Source organism: Nostoc sp. NMS4, assembly GCF_017115095.1.
In the GTDB taxonomy this organism is placed as follows: domain Bacteria; phylum Cyanobacteriota; class Cyanobacteriia; order Cyanobacteriales; family Nostocaceae; genus Nostoc.
In genome coordinates this window covers 1-16,611 of sequence record NZ_JABXKI010000090.1, presented here as the reverse complement: position 1 = coordinate 16,611, position 16,611 = coordinate 1, and the positions used below count along the sequence as shown (strand labels likewise).

Below are 16,611 nucleotides of genomic sequence, written 5' to 3'. Positions count from 1 at the left end.
TCTTGTGTGAGAATTAATCTAAGCATTTTGGGAGTTGCAAAGATGGCTTGGGTAGCTGGCGATCGCTTGCAAGGTGGAAAATACACCATTGAAAGAGAATTGGGAAGAGGACGCTTTGGCATCACCTATTTGGTGAAAAATCAGAATGGCGATCGCCAAGTCATTAAAACCTTAAATGACGATTTACTAAATTGCACCTCTACCAGTTTTAACCTGATTCCAAAATATTAGACTTCTGGTTCAACGCCGAGCGATCGCAATTGAGCAATCAGAATCTCATTTCGTTGGCGTTCTTGTTCAGCACGTTGGTGTTCAAGTTCAGCACGTTGGTGTTCTTGTTGGGCGCGTTGGTGTTCAAGTTCTGCTCTTTTGTCGCCAGTCAACAACAAATTACCTTGCAAATCCCACCAACGTAACCAGGGCAATTCCATATTTTGGTTAACTCCATGCCAGATACCTAGCTCAACGCCTAAAGGATGTATGAGATAATGTCCCCGTTCGTTTGCTGATAATGGCTGATACTTGCCCTCAATTAAGTGATACACTTCTACGCTGGCTTTATCCACTTCATAAATGCCGTAAAACGGAGTCCGAATCACTTGCTCATAAATCCAAAATTTGCCTTTCCAAGGTGTTTGATCTCGCTCTTCACTACCATCACCAGAGACAAATTCTAAGGCAATTAATGGGGCAATAAATTCTCGCCATATTACATAAGACCTGCGGATTTGTCCATCGAGTAAGGGCGGGACATTGGCGACATAAAACCAGTCTGGTGCGACTGCGCCTTTTTCTGGTGGGTCAGTCATCCGCCAATAGATGCCACAATCTTGACCAATACAATATTGCCCATCAGGGTGAAGTTTTTGTAATATCGGTTGAATTGAGTCGGTAATGAGAATGCTTTGGGGATGTTCCTGGAAGTTTTTCACAAATGTGCCATCAGACTCTGGTAGCTGCGTGTGGTCTGGGAAAGGGGTGAGGTCAGTGGAGTTGATGGTAGAGGTCATAAAGTTACCTTTGCACTAGCTAAAGGTTGTTTTTAGTTTAGCAATAGAGGGAGAAAAAAGCGTAGGCGTAGCCCGTCGTAAACATCGCAGTTTTTTTACAAAGCTAGGCTCAAGTTATTAAGGCTATCTTGTGTGAGAATTAATCTAAGCATTTTGGGAGTTGCAAAGATGGCTTGGGTAGCTGGCGATCGCTTGCAAGGTGGAAAATACACCATTGAAAAAGAGTTGGGAAGAGGACGCTTTGGCATTACTTATTTGGTAAGAAATCAGAATGGCGATCGCCAAGTCATTAAAACCTTAAATGATGATTTACTAAATTCCCTGAATCAGTTGGAACGCGGACGACTAGAAACGATGTTTTGGCAGGAGGCGGTAAAACTTACTCAATGTAAACACAAACATATTGTGCAGGTTGCAGAACCGTTCAAAGAAGCAGAACACTGGTGTCTAGTAATGGAGTATGTGGATGGTGTGAGTTTAGCTGACCGTCGCCAACAAATACTTTCTGAAACAGAGGCTTTACGCTACATTCAACAAATTGGGGAAGCGCTGATCGAAGTACATAAAAATCGGTTGATTCATCGAGATGTGCATCCAGGAAATATCTTTTTGCGAGTGCGGGAAGGACAGCCGGAAGCGGTACTAATTGAGTTAACAAACTTCGGCGGGTTTAAGTCCTCTCTTCTAATAAGCCGCAAGTATGTGGAAAGCGGGGTCTAAATCCCCGTCACAAAACGTAATTGCAAATGGGCGAAAAAGCGAATTGGTTTAATTCACTCAAGACTGACCACGATACTGATTGAATACTGCAACTGAGTTCTTGCGATCGAACGAAAGCACAGAAAAGGGGTCTTTTCGATTCCCCATTTCCATCCCTGGAGTGCCTACAGGCATTTGAGGAACAGATAAACCAACAACATTTGGCTTTTCTTGAAGCAGACGTTTGATGTCGTTTGCTGGAACGTGTCCTTCGATGACATATCCATTAACAATTGCTGTGTGGCAAGATGACAAGTTATCCGGCACGTTGTACTTTTGTTTGACTGTTTCGATGTCAGGCGTAGAAAAATCTGTGATTTTAAAACCCTGTGCTTTTAAATGCTCAATCCACCCGCCACAACAGTTACAATCGGGACTGTGATAGACAGTGGCATTTAGCACTGTTGATTTTAATGGTGTCTGTTGTTCCTGAATCTGCCTAGTACCACTTATCAGTTGAGCATTACCTGCAACAGAATTAGGAAAAACAGTTTGAGCATGACTCATAGAAGCAGTGCTTCCCAAGATGCACAACACCCCTAATGTTAGAACCACTATTTGCACAGTGGCAGGTATTAACATAGGAAGTAACCATTTTTGCCAGCAATAAATCAATTTTTGGTGCGACATCTGATGCTTTCTAAATACAACATAAAGCGATCGCTTTTATTGAGGCGATCGCCCCATGATTTATATTTTGGTGGGTAGTTCACTTCTATTGTAAACCACAGGCGATGTCTTAAAATAATTCGTAATTGAATTCTTAATTACGAATTACGAATTACGAATTACGAATTATTTAAAGTCGTGATGGTGTCAAAAAACTAATTGTTTGTGGCTTGAAACTCGATACACTATCCCAATAATTAACCTGATTAATATTCACCTTCAGCAAAGCAATATCGGGTTCGTCTAGTCCTTTAGAAAACCAGGTTTGAAGTTCCGGCTTCCATAGCTCTCGCATCTTGTTACGGTCTTTCACAAGTTCTGCTGTACCTGAGATAGAAACGTATCGCTGCTGTTCGGGTGAAGAGAAACTAACATTGACCTGCTTATGGTGTTCAATTTCAGTCACCTTATGGGAACCAGCATAAGTAAAGAACCAGAGTATGCTATCAGAGTTAATCTCACCACTCTTTGACATGGGGTAACTATGCAAACTGCCATCATCATCGACTGTGGTAAACATACCATAATCAATATCTTTGATTAGTTCACGCAGTTTTTTAATCTGTTGATCGCGGTCTGTAGAAGTTGTCATTGTTTGTACTTTTTTCTCTATTTGTTATCTGGGCTGTAATTTTTGATTACAACCAGATTTAATGCTGATAAAGTTATTTTTCAGTATTAACCTTTTTAGTTTCAATTACGTGATCCTAAAGGTGTAATTATAATAAAAATAGCTTTTTTAGTTATACCTATAGAGATATTTCTTGAGAGTGACTGTTCTGTGCATAGACAATTTTTAGGTATAGTCAGGTTAATTTTGTGCTTATTTCTTTAGACATAAATTTTATAAATTTGGCACTAAATTCAAAGTGCCTCTGTAACTTTAGGGTGATAAAGTCTACCACAGTTACCAAACCACGTGTCACCAGTCCAACTTAGTCAAATACTCGATAGAACTACAGCCTTTAGTACTGTATAATTTCAATAACTTTATTAATCACCTCTGTTAATTTTTCAGGTTTTATTTGACCTGCTTGATATAAAACAATTTCTTTATCAGCAGTAAAAATTCGATTTGGTCTGATATTACTTGGCTGATTCAATCGACCGTAGCTAAAATTACTATTATTCAGTTCAATAGCATAGATATCACTAACTGATTAGCTAGTAATTTGGCAAAGAATCAGGTCATTCCCCTGAAGTGTAGCAATAACTAAAGCAGGTCTGCGTTTTGTCTGAGTTAAATCTGAAAAGGGAAATGGAACAATAACAACATCTCCTTTTACAAATCCTGCCATGCTGTATCTTCCTCTGGTTTTAACCAATCTTTTTGCAGTGATGATTCACTCATAATGGTGATTTCTAAAATTTTATCTTTTTGGTACTTTGCTTGTAAAAATTGAACAAAATCTAAAATTTCCTGTAACAGAGGTTCAGGTAATTTTTCTAGTTCTTGTGTAATCTGTTCTTTAAGCATAATTGTCTGATTATGTGTTTGGGCAATATCTAAAATAATATTTATCATATCTATTTTTGAATGAAAATATAAAATTAAATAAATCCTGCAACTGGAAAATTTTATGTAACACCAGTAGCGATCGCAGATCATCATGACAATAGTTATTAGATTGGCGATCGCCACTCATAACTTGTTATTTGCGTATTAAAGTATTAAAATTTACGCAGTAAAGTATGTTTACCCTAAAATGTTAAAATTATACCCTATGAATGAGCCTCTTCAACCCATAGCAGGAGTATCACTTTCCATTCAGCGTCTACTATAAACAACTAGGAAATCAAATTGCAGGATATCTGCCTTTTAAGCTATGGACTGGAAGTACAGGTGGAAAAATGGTTATCGGCCAAGCCGAGATGAAGCAGCAAAAAATCCTCATTTATTAGATGAGAGTCAGTTCGAGAACGAACAAGACCGAAAGCTTGCTGAAGAAACTACAAGGAAGCACTTGGGCGTACCCGCACCAACTTTAGACGAAGAGCAATCAATACTACCTCATGCAGCTTCGCCTAATGAGAAGATTTAATATATAAGACATAGGCATTTTTTGTCTATGTCTGCTCCATACCATTATTAAGTTTAACAAAATGCAAATTTATCAACTTTTCAATCGATTAAATAATAAGAAATTTACTAAGTTACTCACTCAGACAATAGCTTTAGGCGTAGGCGCTATTGTTCTATTCTCAACTACTAATGCTAATGCAGCCGAGCAAGTTATTTTAAAATATGGTACTTTTCAGGGGCAAATATCTGTTGAAGAATTAAGTCAGTTTACAGAAACTGGCAAGACTACCCCAACATTAAGAGCTTATTTACAGGCGGCGCAACAAGACCCCGCAGTAGCTCGTAAAGCACTAACAGCCCCAATAAAAGCTGATGCTGCCTTTTTAAATAGCTTACTGGCTAGTTGGGCAGGGCCAATTTTAGTTAACCAAATTGGTGAGGTAGTTCACCCTCCCGCAGGACAACTAGATCGGGAGGCCTTGCGAAGCGCTTTAAGTACATCCATTAAACAAAATGGTGAAGTTACACTACTTGGAGCCATTCAGAATTATCCAAATACTTCTGTTGAACTTGAAGGCGATCGCCTCATCTCTGTTTATGAACGCTTAAGCAATCTTGCAGAACTTTTATAAAACCCATTTGGGATCTCAGGCAATGAACTATGATCAAAAATAAAGTCAGACCGCCGCGATGGAGAAAGCACCAAATCCTGGATAGCATCTTCATAGCAACTAAAAAATGGTTGTAACTGGTGTGATTTGCCGAAAGACTTGCCTCCCTACTCGACCGTTTTATGGCATCACAAGTAGTGGCGTGTGGATGGGGTTCTAGAGCGCCAGTCCACTAATATATATATTGACATATTTACAAAAACTCAAGTATGTGAGTTAGACAAAACGCTTATTTGGGGTGAAATAAATATTTACGTCTGGTTTTTAGCAAAGGCATAATAGACGGAATAGTGACATACTCCTACACTGATGCAAGCATGCAGTGTAGGCTTCTCAGTGGCTCCCGGTATCCCGTTGGACAAAAACTTACGCTTTGTTTTGAGTCCGCGTAGGCGGACTTGGTTTGTGTAGCCGCGATTTCTAATCGCCAGGTATATTTGCTTAATTCAACTCTTGAGCCACAACCTGGATTACTTTCGAGCCAAGCCTGTCAACATTCTTAAGATTACCATCCTGCTAGACCACGGCTATCACCATCAGCTGCCCTGCAAAAACTCTATCCACAAGTAGCGAATGGATAGCTCCCAAATGGGTTCCATATTGCACCAAACTGAGGACTGCTATAGTTAAAAATTAATTTTTAACTATGCTTAATCAAAGCTTAAATTAAGATTTAAGAAGATTCATGCTAATGTATCAACAGCTTAATTGCATCCATTTAACTTGTTGAAATCATCAATGTTTCTTAAACACAACTCTAGTTTTTATCTGCTTCACAGTAGATAAATGTTGCGAGTTCTCGCAAACAGATTTTGATACGTTCTTGTTTATCTTGGGCCATGGTTGGTGATACACACTTTTTTTTTCTCTTCTTCTATTTTCCCAGAAATTGTATATCTTCCAAAACTGGATGCTCCCTTCTCCTTCGACCTAACTACTACCCTTGCTGAGTCATTTTCCCATGTGCATTAGTCTAAACTTCAGATGAGAGCAACCTAGATGTAATAACTTTTGGTTCTTCCGTACCTATTATGCTGAACCTTTAGTTAAGTATCAGAACTTGACTTTAAAATCCAGGTTAGAAGCCTAAATTTGGCGCATAAGCATAAAAGGCTAGCAATAACAATTGCTATTATTGCCTAGCAATAGTTTCGAGCTTTTTAGTGTATGGATTTAGCATACTAAGCAATGAACAGCCTAACTTTTGCTTACTAGATTTTATTCAGCAAGGCTTTCAGTATCTCCTGTTATTGCTTAGTTTCGGCTACCAGTTTTCATTACTGACTATTTACTATCTGGAAACCTGCATTTCTTCATTACGTACTGAAAAACTATGCTTTCTGCGATCTTATTTGACTTGGACGGGACTTTAGTAAACACTGAGCCATTACATTATAAAGCGTGGCACGAAACACTCATAAGCTATGGACTAGAGATTGATGAAGAATTCTACAAAACCCGGATGAATGGAGGACTTAACTCTCAAGTTATTGCAAGTATCTTACCTTCTCTGTCATCTAAAGAAGGGCAAAAGTTAGCTGAAAAAAAAGAAACTCGTTTCCACGAGTTCGCTCTAGAATTAAAACCTCTGGATGGTTTAGCTAAAATACTCAGATGGAGTCAAAAGTGTGGACTTAAACGAGCAGTTGTAACGAATGCACCACGTCAGAACGCCATTTTGACCCTAAAAGTATTAGGTTTGACAAATGCCTTCGATACTGTGATTTTGGCTGAAGAGGCAGTAGCAGGTAAGCCTGACCCAGCCCCTTACCGTTTAGCTCTTCATCGCTTAAATATTAGCCCAGAGTCAGCAATTGCCTTTGAAGACTCTCCAACAGGTATTTGTTCATCTGTAGGAGCAGGTATCTATACAATTGGTATTGCCTCAAGTCAAAATCCAGATTGTCTGTGTAAAGCCGGAGCCAAAATTGCAATCCCTGATTTCAATGCCGAGCCGTTGTGGGAATTGCTCAATTCTTCTTCAAGAGTTACCAGCGACATCTGGATATAGGCTCAATATTCATTAATTGTTGAAAAAGAATTCACAATTCAGAATTATCAAGTCAGGAGCGGAGCCAGAGACGTTTCCGTTACTCCGGTCAGAATCAAGATGCTCGTAAGCATTAAATAAGATTGCAGACCCGAATGGCACTAAGTTAAGATACAGCCCTTGCCCTGACTGGTTCCCAGCCTGGAGGCTGGGAACGAGGCTACACAGGCTTTTGGGCTTTTCTTAGTGCCATTCATTTCAGACCCTATATCTAATTTTTACTACTGTAAAAATTGGGATATATGCATTTGTATTTCCATGAATCAAATCTTTACGTTAATACTCAGGTTTCTGCTCACACTAACAGACTAGTTAATCATTACACGCTCAAATCTTTGTACACCAAACTTTTTGGACGGGTTTCATGACTTTAAAACAATCTACTCTTAATCAAGAGCAAAACATCTCGTTTCTCGTTATGATTGTCTGTGCTGCGGCACTAGGTAGTTTTTTGCTTGGTTTTGATAATGCTCTGATTAATGGAGCTATTTTAGCTGTGTCAAAAGCGCTTAACGCAGATAATGTAATGATCGGTTTTGTTGTATCTTGTGCAATTATTGGGTCTGTTTTAGGAGCATTAATAGCAGGACCCATAGTACAGAGACAAGGTTACTGCAAAACAATGCTTACTGCTTCAATTCTCTTCAGTGTAAGTGCAATTGGTTCTGGAATGGTAGGTACTATTTGGGACTTAATATTTTGGCGTGTATTAGGTGGAGTTGCAGTAGGTATGGCAAGTGTAATTACTCCTGCCTATATTGCTGAGGTTGCACCTTCCCACTTACGCGGGAGTCTTATTTCGCTACCACAAATGGCAATTGTAGTAGGATTTTTTATCGGTCTACTTTGCGACTACTTTATTGCATTGGCCGCAGGTGGTTCAGGCGAAAGACCATTTTGGTTCGGAATTTCAGCATGGCGTTGGATGCTTTGGACAAAAACCCCTCCTGCCATTCTTTATGGGGTCGCTGTATTGATGATTCCAGAATCACCTCGATATTTGGTAGCACAAGGACGATATCTAGAAGCAGCGAATGTTTTAAAAAAAGTTGTGGGGGGTAATGTCGAAGCCAAAATACAAGAGATTCGCCAGACTGTTTTAACCCAGCACCAGTCTAAATTCTCTGACTTGCTGAGTCGCAGAGGTGGATTACTGCCGATTGTCTGGATTGGAATAGGGTTATCTATTCTGCAACAGTTCGTTGGAATCAATGTTATTTTCTACTACAGCAATATTTTGTGGCAAGTAGTTGGGTTTTCAGAAAAGGATTCTTTGCTGATTACTGTGATTACTGGAGTTGTCAATATTTTGACTACGTGGATTGCAATTGCCTATGTTGACAAGTTAGGTCGTAAGCCTCTATTGCTACTGGGTTCAATTGGTATGACGATGACTCTAGGTACTTTGACACTTGTGTTTGGCAATGCTTTCATTGCTCCAGATACAGGCAATCCGATTCTCACTGGTACAGCAGCAATTATTGCACTTTTAGCAACTAACCTGTATCTTGTATTCTTTGGATTTTCTTGGGGGCCAGTTGTTTGGGTGCTGTTAGGAGAGATGTTTAATAATCAGATTCGCACTGCCGCTCTTTCTTTTTCCGTTGCTATCCAGTGGATTGCAAACTTTATCGTAGCCATTTCATTTCTTCCCTTAATAAAGTCTTTTGGTTTAGGGTTTACTTATGGTCTTTACACTATTGCATCAGCTATTTCCATCTTTTTTGTTGCTTTTTTAGTGAGAGAGACAAAGGGTCAAGAATTAGAAGAAATGTGAAGACTAATAATCTATCTTGTAATTGAAGATATGAAGTAGTAAATAGGTTTATCAAGATTAAATTTACTTACGATTATCTTAAAATTATAAGTTAAAGAGTGGCTTTAACACGGCTCGTATAAGCACTCTTTGCTTCCTTTTTGATTCTCTTAAGGATGTATTCAAAACATGAGTCTCTTTCGTTTTTGCCTTTAACCGAACAGTATTGAGAGTGATTTAAGTTGTCTGTAATCTGTAAATTCCCTTCGCCAAACTCGTGCTTTCGCTTACTTTGATGTCTGCTACATAGTTTAATTAGTCTAAGGAGATATTTATGTCTAATGTCTGGGAAAAGTTTTATGCGGCGGTCTATACTTTAGCTACGGGTGATTACTCTCTTCGCAGAAGATTATTTGATGCTTACTCATGCAATCTTATGCATCTTAAAGAATATGAGATTCCTCAAGAAATACAATTCGATTTTCGTCAGCTTTCTATAGATATTACGAGATGTAATACAGAAGCTAATCAAGAAACAATCCAAAAAACTTTTAGTAAAATAGATGATGAAGAAGTCCGGCACATGGCCTTTAAAATACTTAGTATGTACGAGAGGTTAAAAACTATTAACTAATTCTGGTGGGGTAAGTTTCCGGTTTCTATCTGACTGGGACAGTTTTAGGGTTTAATAGACAACTAGATTTTCAGGCTTTTGACAATGAATATCCAAACTCAAACTTGAGTAGCTGCCTCAAGCCAGTATTGAATACTTAATCCCCAGTCTCCAATACCCAATACCCAAAAAAGTTCACAAGACATTGCAGCAGCGATTCCTACGACTGGCTATGCCTACGCCAACAAAATTGCTAAATTAACTAAGGAAATCAAAATCAAGGCCAGCTAGCTGCAATTAACAATGGTATCTATTGCTACTCCCTTCTCGGATATTCAAAACCATTGGGCACGCTCATTTATTACAGCCTTAGCCCAACGCGGTATTGTCAACGGGTTGCCTAATGGTACTTATCGCCCCGATAATTCACTTACCCGTGCTGAATTTGCTGCCATCATCGCCAACGCATTTGGCACAGTTTCCAAGAAGCGGCAGTATGTTCCCTTTGTTGATGTACCCACGAATTATTGGGCTGCAGCTGCCATTAAAACAGCTTACGAAAAAGCATTTATTAGCGGGTTTCCTGATAAAACTTTCCGTTCTGCTAACCGAATTACTAGAGTAGAAGTCTTGGTTTCCTTGGTAGGAGGTTTAGAAATTGCCACCAAGGTAAAACCTGACCTCCTTTCAAAACTCTCACAAATTTATCAAGATTCTGTTCAGATTCCTGAGTATGGTAGAAATCACGTAGCTATTGCCACTAGCGCCGGATTGGTGGTTAGTTTCCCAAATATTAAATTACTCAATCCTAATCTCGCAGCCACCCGCGCAGATGTGGCAGTGATTATTTATCAAGCTTTGGTGTATTTAGGTCAGGCAGAAAAAATTGCCTCTAGTTATCTAATACAGCCGCCAATATTAACGCCGACACCGATACCCACACCAACGCCGACACCAATACCAACTCCAGCACCCACACCAACTCCAACGCCGACACCTATCGGTAGCGTTAGAGTAAATCATAACCGGGAGTTTCGAGGAGCATGGGTAGTATCTGTGTGGAATGGTGATTGGCCTTCCAAACCAGGACTTTCTGTTGCTCAACAAAAAGCAGAACTTACCGAGATTATTACTAAATTACAAGCGCTAAACTTCAATGCCCTGATTTTCCAGGTGCGGCCAGAGGGAGACGCTTTGTATGAATCTCAATTAGAGCCTTGGAGTGCTTGGATTACAGGAACTCAAGGGAAAGCACCAGAACCATTTTACGATCCTTTAGCGTTTGCGATCGCAGAATGTCACAAGCGCAATATTGAACTCCATGCTTGGTTTAACCCCTACCGCGCTAGCACCTCCACCGACCCAGCTAAAACAGTCCGTCCTCACATAGCAGCTACCAATCCAGAAAGCGTTTATTTGTGGAAAACCCAACGCTGGATGGACCCAGGACTAAAAATAGTTCAGGATAGGGCGTATAACGTAATTCTCGACGTAGTGAAGCGCTACGATGTTGATGGCATTCACTTAGATGATTATTTCTATCCATATCCCATTGAGGGACAACCTTTCCCCGATGATAAAACCTACGCTGCATATAAAGCAGCCGGTGGTACACTCAGCCTTGGCGACTGGCGACGGGATAATGTTAACAAAATGGTACAGCGCCTTTGGCAGGGAATTAAAACAACCAAACCCGACGTTAAATTTGGTATCAGTCCTTTTGGGATTTATCGCCCCGGACAACCCACTGGTATTACTGGGTTAGATGCTTACAACGTGCTGTATGCTGACTCCAAAAAATGGTTAGAAGAAGGCTGGATTGATTATATCGCCCCTCAACTTTACTGGCGCACAGACCAACCACAACAAAGTTATCCAGCGTTGCTAAAGTGGTGGACACAAGTAAACACAAAACAAAGACACGTTTACGCTGGTAACAATCTGACAGAACCAAGCAACAAAAGTCGGGAAAGTGATGAAATTGAAAAGCAGGTGAAAATTAGTCGTAGCCAAGCTGGACAATTATCACTGGGGAATATCTTTTTTAATCTCAGTGTTTTGACAGAAAATAGTCAGGGCATTGCTGATAAATTTCAAAGTCTGCTTTATAACAAACCTGCGCTACCGCCAACTTTGCCTTGGCAAGATACAACACCACCACCTCCACCCATCGGACTACAAGTCAATAACCGCAAACTTAGTTGGCAGCCTGGAGATAATCAGCCAGTTCGTTCCTGGACACTTTATCGGCTGAGTGGCGATACTTGGACAATTCAACGAATTTTGTCTGCTGGCACAACCTTCGCTACCGTCCAACAAGCGGGAACCTATGCCGTGTGTGCAGTGGACAGATTGGCCAATGAGAGTGTGGGAACAGTTATTACAGTTAGTTAAACAAAAGTGCTGTCTAAATTCCCGACAACTTTGTAAAGAAGCAACAAAGTTAGTCTCCTGCATTAATTGATTCAAAAAATTGCAAAATTTGTTTAGTCGAGCGAATGTGATAAACATTTTTGATGCTTTGAGCATGCTCGATATACTCACGATATTTTGGGGTTAAATATTTGTAACACAACCAAAGCACGCGGTAGCTAAGAAGTGAACTCCTTAATATTGGACTATTGGGAGGCCAGCCTTCTGGCGGTTTAAAGTAACCTGTGATTAGTCGTTTAGTTACCCACCATGCATGCACATATAGCGGTAAATCGACAAAAACTAGAGTATCTGCCTCGTCAAGTCGTAGCCAGAGAGTTTCCATGCAACCAAACCCATCAATAATCCATTGGTCAGTAACTAAAATTTGCTGATGGGCTTGCTTATAGTCTTCATGTGGAACCTCTATGCCTCCTGATTGATATTTAATCTTGTCCAAGACGTAAAGTGGTAAATCAGTGATTTGAGATAATCTCTTGCTTAGAGTTGATTTCCCGCCTCCAGCATTGCCAAACACCGCTACTTTTTTCATCGCCACTCTCCTTTTAGTGCAATCAAGTCGAATTTTGCACAAGCTTGTCACGAAACAATAAAAGTCTGTGAATCAGTTTTAAATTTATCTTCTTTACCTCTTAACTTTGCGCTCTTTGCGTCCTTTGCGGTTCGTTTTCTTAACCCAGCAAAATTAATGACACAGACTACTAGGCTTAACGATTTCAAAGTCTCTGTGCATATAAATTTGAGGCTTTTTTTTGGCTCCTGACTCCTGAATTCTGTTTCGATAATTAACTCTATTTAAGTAAAAAGCATTTTTTAACTTTTTCATAACTTAGAATTAACCAAAAATTATCCGGTATCAGCTCTAGACTTTCTGAAGTAAGCATTGTACAAAACTAGTCAGTACAGGATGTAAATTACATGAGTCGAAAAGCCAGCAAAGTGTTTAAACAGTCTGGGGTGATTCCTTACAGAGTGAACAATGGTAAAGTTGAAATCTTGCTAATTACAACCCGTGACTTTCAACATTGGGTGATTCCGAAAGGAGATATCCCTAATGGCATGAGTCCCCCGGCTTCAGCAGCTAAAGAGGCGTGGGAAGAAGCAGGGATAATTGGGAAAGTAGATGCAAATAAACTAGGAACTTACAAGTACCGCAAACAAGGCAAAATTTACTGCGTCAAGATGTATTTATTATCAGTCGATATGCTGAGTGAAGATTATCCAGAAGCAAGTAAAAGAAAACGGCAGTGGGTAGAAGTCAATAAAGCTATCAGGCGGGTTAAGTTTAATTCACTCAAACGAATCCTTAAAGGTTTTTTCGAGGTCAAATCTGAATTTTGTGCATTACGATGTTAAGTTGTGGCAAGAATAAATCAAACTATATTATGCAATATAAAATTAATTAAAGGTTTGTAGTCAACTGCTCCAAACCTTACTATAAAGCTTTATTTATTCACGCCAACTTACTTAAATCCATAGTAAAGCTACCCAAGTTTTTATACCGACAATTCCATCAGCTTGCAATTTCTTAGATGTTTGGAAACTAATAATTGCATTCTTAACTGACTCAGAAAAACGCCCATCAATGGCATCAGTATATAATCCAATATCTTTTAATTGCTGTTGTAATTGTTTTACTCTTAGCCCAGAATCTCCTAGCTGCAATCCATTAAATCTATTCAAATCGGCTCGACCACTAACACCAGTTACACCAGATATATCACCTTCATATTGATGGATTAAGTATTGTCCCTGCCAAGCACCAGGAATAGTTGGGTTCCTAGTTCCGTAGTGGGCAATCCATAATGGATAACTAGCAAAATCAGATGGATTACCAAGTTCTGTCCAAAAACTGGGGAAGGTATAAATAATTGGTTTGATTGGTTTTTTTGTTTGTTGTAAAAGGGCTTTTTCTACCTCTGCTAACCACAACTTCGCCGCATTAATTACTGCTTGGCTATTTACTTTGTCATTTACCTCTACATCTATGACTGGTGGTAAGTCTCCCGGTTCTAATTGGCCTAAAGTTTTTAAGAATTCCTTTGCTTGCTGAACCGGGTCAGATGTATGGGGGTGAAAGAAATGATAAGCACCCCGAATAATGCCAACAGCTTTCATGGTTTGCCAGTGATGAGCAAAAGTAGAATCTTTGATGCTTACTCCTTCTGTGGCTTTGACAAACGCAAAAGTTTTACCAGAGTTTTTTACTGCTGTCCAATCTACTCTGCCGTCTTGATCGGCAACATCAATTCCTTCCATAGAATTTTTTAACCTTTTTGATTAGTACAATCCTGAACTTATCAGAGGCTTTGATTACATTTATGCTTTTTCTGGGTTTTTGAGTAAATTACAGAAATTTACTAGGGTTGAGTGTTAACGGCTCGTACTGGAGTCACTCTAACTTTGCCTGTACAAGGCTTGATTTGTTCTGTGAGAGTAAAGTGCTGGTAAGCATTAGGAGGCGTGATTTCGATTTTACTAGATATTGGGCAGTTTTTCTCTGGGGAACTAATGTGGTTGTATGCTATCTGAAATGAGGCTTGTTTTCCAGGAGCCAGAGTTACTTGTTGTCGAGGTTGCTTACTCGAAAAGTAAGTATCCTTAGAGCGAATAACTTTAATCCCCTGCAAAGGTTGATCTTTTGCATCCAGTAGTGCCAATCCCGGATAACCGTTGAGGGTGCAAGGGGATGAGGCGTTATTGGTGAAGGCGTAGGTGAGTGCAACATTCCCAACACCAGCATCTTGGGAGACTCGGCGCACTGACAATTGACTAGTTTCACAGCGCGTCGGATTTGTGGCAGTAGTGGCTTCAGGGGTAGAATTCTCTAGAGGTTTTGCAGCCGATGTAGGTGTTGAGGTCAAGACAGCTTCTTTCGTCGGCTGCTCAGTGCTTGCTGGCAAAGCTTGCGGCTGTTTTGTAACAGAGGAAGAACCGACACAGCCAGTTGTCATCGCAGTTAGGAGCAACAACATACTGCTTTCCATAATTAAAATTCGCATATCTTCTTTTTTGTAGTAAACTACCTACACTGATGCTTCATATCCAGTATAAGTTTCCAAATTCACAATATCTACCTTGTCGTGCGTTTGGTATTATACCAATTAGCTATGATGATCCATCTACCTAATTATTAAACGAACTGCGATCGCATAGTGTCTTGTAGAGAAGGAGTAATAATTCAGTGCAAGCTTATGGAGAAATAAATATATTGACAAAACGCGATCTTTGCTTTGGACTTTTGAATAATGTAGAGAAATGGATTTATGCCTCTTCAGATTGCCTATCTACATAATTAGCAACTTGAATTATAGGAATCCTATTTGATTTTTGAATAAGCTCCGTACATCTGTAGAGTGTCGAAATCAAAGGTCGTGTGTCTAATAAACCACTCAAACATCCACTTTAAATGAGAAAATGTTGGAACCAAAGCACAAAAACGTCTGACCCATGTTTTGGCTTGTAACCAGATATCCTCAATTGGATTTTGTATTGGGCAATTGGGGGCAAAGCGAACACAATGTATTTTCCATTGCTCGGTTGGCAAACTTTGATTAACAGAGTCTAAAAAATCTCGGATTTCTTTAGAACGGTGATAACTAGCACCATCCCAAAAAATTAGTAATTGCTGGTCGGGAGAGTCAGCTAGCAGGTATTGTAGGTAGTCAATGGTGTTTTTTGAGTTTCCCGCTTCATTTGCTTTAAGAACTAATTTTCCCTCCAGATAGTCAACTGCCCCATAGTATGTCTGCTTATCTCGTTCATTAATGACTCTCACCGCTATTTCTTGGTCACTTTTTCCCCATACGTAACCACTTAAATCTCCCCACATTAAATGACACTCATCAATTAGCAGTACTCTTAATTTTCCTGTTTCGATTGACTTGCGATGATTTGCTAATAATGTTTCAATCTCTTTTTTTTTACGGCAACAGCATTCTCGTCGGCTTTGGGGTTCAGTTTTGTGGTTTTCTTCCAATTAATAGATGCTGCATCGAACAAATCGTAGTAACTTTGTTTTGACTCATAAACCACATCATATTCAAAGGCTAATTTGTACTCCAGTTCTCCAAGCTCCCAACAGTTCTTTGTTTGCAACCAACTCAACACCTCTTCTCGCTGTTCAAAATTCAGGTAGCTCTTCCTCCCTTTATGGTTCAAGCGCAGTCCCGAAATTCCATATTCCTCGTAGGCTTTTCTCCAACCTGTTATCGAGCCTCTAGATACATCTAGAATTATTTGAATTTCATCATACAAGTAGCCTTGATAAACCAGTTTGACTGCCAAAGCTTTCCTGACCTCACGCACACCTGGACGCAGAGCTATAAAATCTTGTAGTTCCGCGATCGCATGAAATGTTATTCCCTCTGTTGACTGTTGGCGCAATACTTCCATTCTTGTGTGGCAGTTTGTAAATGCTGGCTTATTATTGTGCTTTATTAGACTTTGATCTCCCTACGTATTCTCTCATAGTCTTGTTCAAAAATCAAATAGGAGTCCTATATTTGATTACTTCACAATATTTCCGACATAGCAGCGCCTGTATTGTTCACAGCCTTCAAGGAATTTCAAGAATCTCAGCAAATCACAGCATTTTTCTCTCACCAGAGACATAAAAGAGCGCTAA

15 protein-coding genes and 3 pseudogenes are annotated in these 16,611 nt (G+C 39.7%); 9 read left to right on the top strand and 9 right to left on the bottom strand.

The genetic code is table 11. The annotated features are described in order from the left end of the window. Positions 1 to 42 precede the first annotated feature (42 nt). A pseudogene (locus HWQ37_RS06190) lies at positions 43 to 201 on the top strand (serine/threonine protein kinase); the annotation flags it as partial. 26 nt (positions 202 to 227) lie between these two features. Here the strand turns inward: HWQ37_RS06190 and HWQ37_RS06185 are convergent. Next, a complete protein-coding gene (locus HWQ37_RS06185) occupies positions 228 to 1,010 on the bottom strand; it encodes a Uma2 family endonuclease (RefSeq protein WP_292744975.1) in 783 nt (260 codons plus the stop codon). A 168-nt stretch (positions 1,011 to 1,178) separates the two neighbouring features. Here HWQ37_RS06185 and HWQ37_RS06180 point away from each other — a divergent pair. Further along, positions 1,179 to 1,706: pseudogene (locus HWQ37_RS06180) on the top strand (serine/threonine protein kinase); the annotation flags it as partial. An 81-nt stretch (positions 1,707 to 1,787) separates the two neighbouring features. Here the strand turns inward: HWQ37_RS06180 and HWQ37_RS06175 are convergent. From HWQ37_RS06175 to HWQ37_RS06160, 4 genes are all read right to left on the bottom strand, one after another. Next, on the bottom strand, positions 1,788 to 2,351 hold the full coding sequence (locus tag HWQ37_RS06175) for a DUF411 domain-containing protein (protein WP_292744971.1): 564 nt from the start codon (positions 2,349 to 2,351) through the stop codon (positions 1,788 to 1,790). Between the two features lie 217 nt (positions 2,352 to 2,568). Further along, positions 2,569 to 3,030 carry a pyridoxamine 5'-phosphate oxidase family protein gene (locus HWQ37_RS06170; protein WP_292744969.1) on the bottom strand — a complete coding sequence of 154 codons (462 nt, stop codon included), beginning with the start codon at positions 3,028 to 3,030 and terminating at the stop codon, positions 2,569 to 2,571. 568 nt (positions 3,031 to 3,598) lie between these two features. After that, positions 3,599 to 3,736, bottom strand: coding sequence for a type II toxin-antitoxin system PemK/MazF family toxin (locus tag HWQ37_RS06165; protein ID WP_292744967.1), 138 nt, complete (start codon positions 3,734 to 3,736; stop codon positions 3,599 to 3,601). After that, positions 3,721 to 3,963, bottom strand: a complete 243-nt coding sequence (locus HWQ37_RS06160; RefSeq protein ID WP_257236308.1) for a DUF2281 domain-containing protein — start codon at positions 3,961 to 3,963, stop codon at positions 3,721 to 3,723. Before HWQ37_RS06160 ends, HWQ37_RS06165 begins: the two co-directional genes overlap by 16 nt. Before the next feature lie 301 nt (positions 3,964 to 4,264). Here HWQ37_RS06160 and HWQ37_RS06155 point away from each other — a divergent pair, with 301 nt between their 5' ends. From HWQ37_RS06155 to HWQ37_RS06130, 6 genes are all read left to right on the top strand, one after another. Beyond that, positions 4,265 to 4,480, top strand: coding sequence for a bromodomain-containing protein (locus HWQ37_RS06155; RefSeq protein WP_292744964.1), 216 nt, complete (start codon positions 4,265 to 4,267; stop codon positions 4,478 to 4,480). A gap of 61 nt (positions 4,481 to 4,541) precedes the next feature. Beyond that, positions 4,542 to 5,093, top strand: a complete 552-nt coding sequence (locus HWQ37_RS06150) for an alpha/beta hydrolase (protein ID WP_292744962.1) — start codon at positions 4,542 to 4,544, stop codon at positions 5,091 to 5,093. A gap of 1,372 nt (positions 5,094 to 6,465) precedes the next feature. Continuing rightward, the gene (locus HWQ37_RS06145; RefSeq protein ID WP_292744960.1) at positions 6,466 to 7,143 is read left to right on the top strand and encodes an HAD family hydrolase; all 678 of its coding nucleotides are present in this window, start codon (positions 6,466 to 6,468) and stop codon (positions 7,141 to 7,143) included. Between the two features lie 403 nt (positions 7,144 to 7,546). After that, positions 7,547 to 8,959, top strand: coding sequence for a sugar porter family MFS transporter (locus HWQ37_RS06140; protein WP_292744958.1), 1,413 nt, complete (start codon positions 7,547 to 7,549; stop codon positions 8,957 to 8,959). A gap of 313 nt (positions 8,960 to 9,272) precedes the next feature. Further along, on the top strand, positions 9,273 to 9,572 hold the full coding sequence (locus HWQ37_RS06135) for a hypothetical protein (RefSeq protein ID WP_292744956.1): 300 nt from the start codon (positions 9,273 to 9,275) through the stop codon (positions 9,570 to 9,572). 282 nt (positions 9,573 to 9,854) lie between these two features. Beyond that, positions 9,855 to 11,945: a glycoside hydrolase family 10-like protein gene (locus HWQ37_RS06130; protein ID WP_292744954.1), complete on the top strand. Its 2,091-nt coding sequence runs from the start codon at positions 9,855 to 9,857 to the stop codon at positions 11,943 to 11,945. Positions 11,946 to 11,994: 49 nt separating this feature from the next. Here the strand turns inward: HWQ37_RS06130 and HWQ37_RS06125 are convergent, their stop codons facing one another. Beyond that, a complete protein-coding gene (locus tag HWQ37_RS06125; RefSeq protein ID WP_292744952.1) occupies positions 11,995 to 12,516 on the bottom strand; it encodes a P-loop NTPase family protein in 522 nt (173 codons plus the stop codon). 386 nt (positions 12,517 to 12,902) lie between these two features. Here HWQ37_RS06125 and HWQ37_RS06120 point away from each other — a divergent pair, with 386 nt between their 5' ends. Then, positions 12,903 to 13,340: an NUDIX hydrolase gene (locus HWQ37_RS06120; RefSeq protein ID WP_292744950.1), complete on the top strand. Its 438-nt coding sequence runs from the start codon at positions 12,903 to 12,905 to the stop codon at positions 13,338 to 13,340. A 111-nt stretch (positions 13,341 to 13,451) separates the two neighbouring features. Here the strand turns inward: HWQ37_RS06120 and HWQ37_RS06115 are convergent, their stop codons facing one another. The 3 genes and pseudogenes from HWQ37_RS06115 to HWQ37_RS06105 form a co-directional block, all read right to left on the bottom strand. Beyond that, a complete protein-coding gene (locus tag HWQ37_RS06115; RefSeq protein WP_292744948.1) occupies positions 13,452 to 14,243 on the bottom strand; it encodes a GH25 family lysozyme in 792 nt (263 codons plus the stop codon). Positions 14,244 to 14,344: 101 nt separating this feature from the next. Further along, the gene (locus HWQ37_RS06110; protein WP_292744946.1) at positions 14,345 to 14,986 is read right to left on the bottom strand and encodes a DUF4232 domain-containing protein; all 642 of its coding nucleotides are present in this window, start codon (positions 14,984 to 14,986) and stop codon (positions 14,345 to 14,347) included. Between the two features lie 317 nt (positions 14,987 to 15,303). Further along, a pseudogene (locus HWQ37_RS06105) lies at positions 15,304 to 16,414 on the bottom strand (IS630 family transposase). Positions 16,415 to 16,611: the final 197 nt, after the last annotated feature.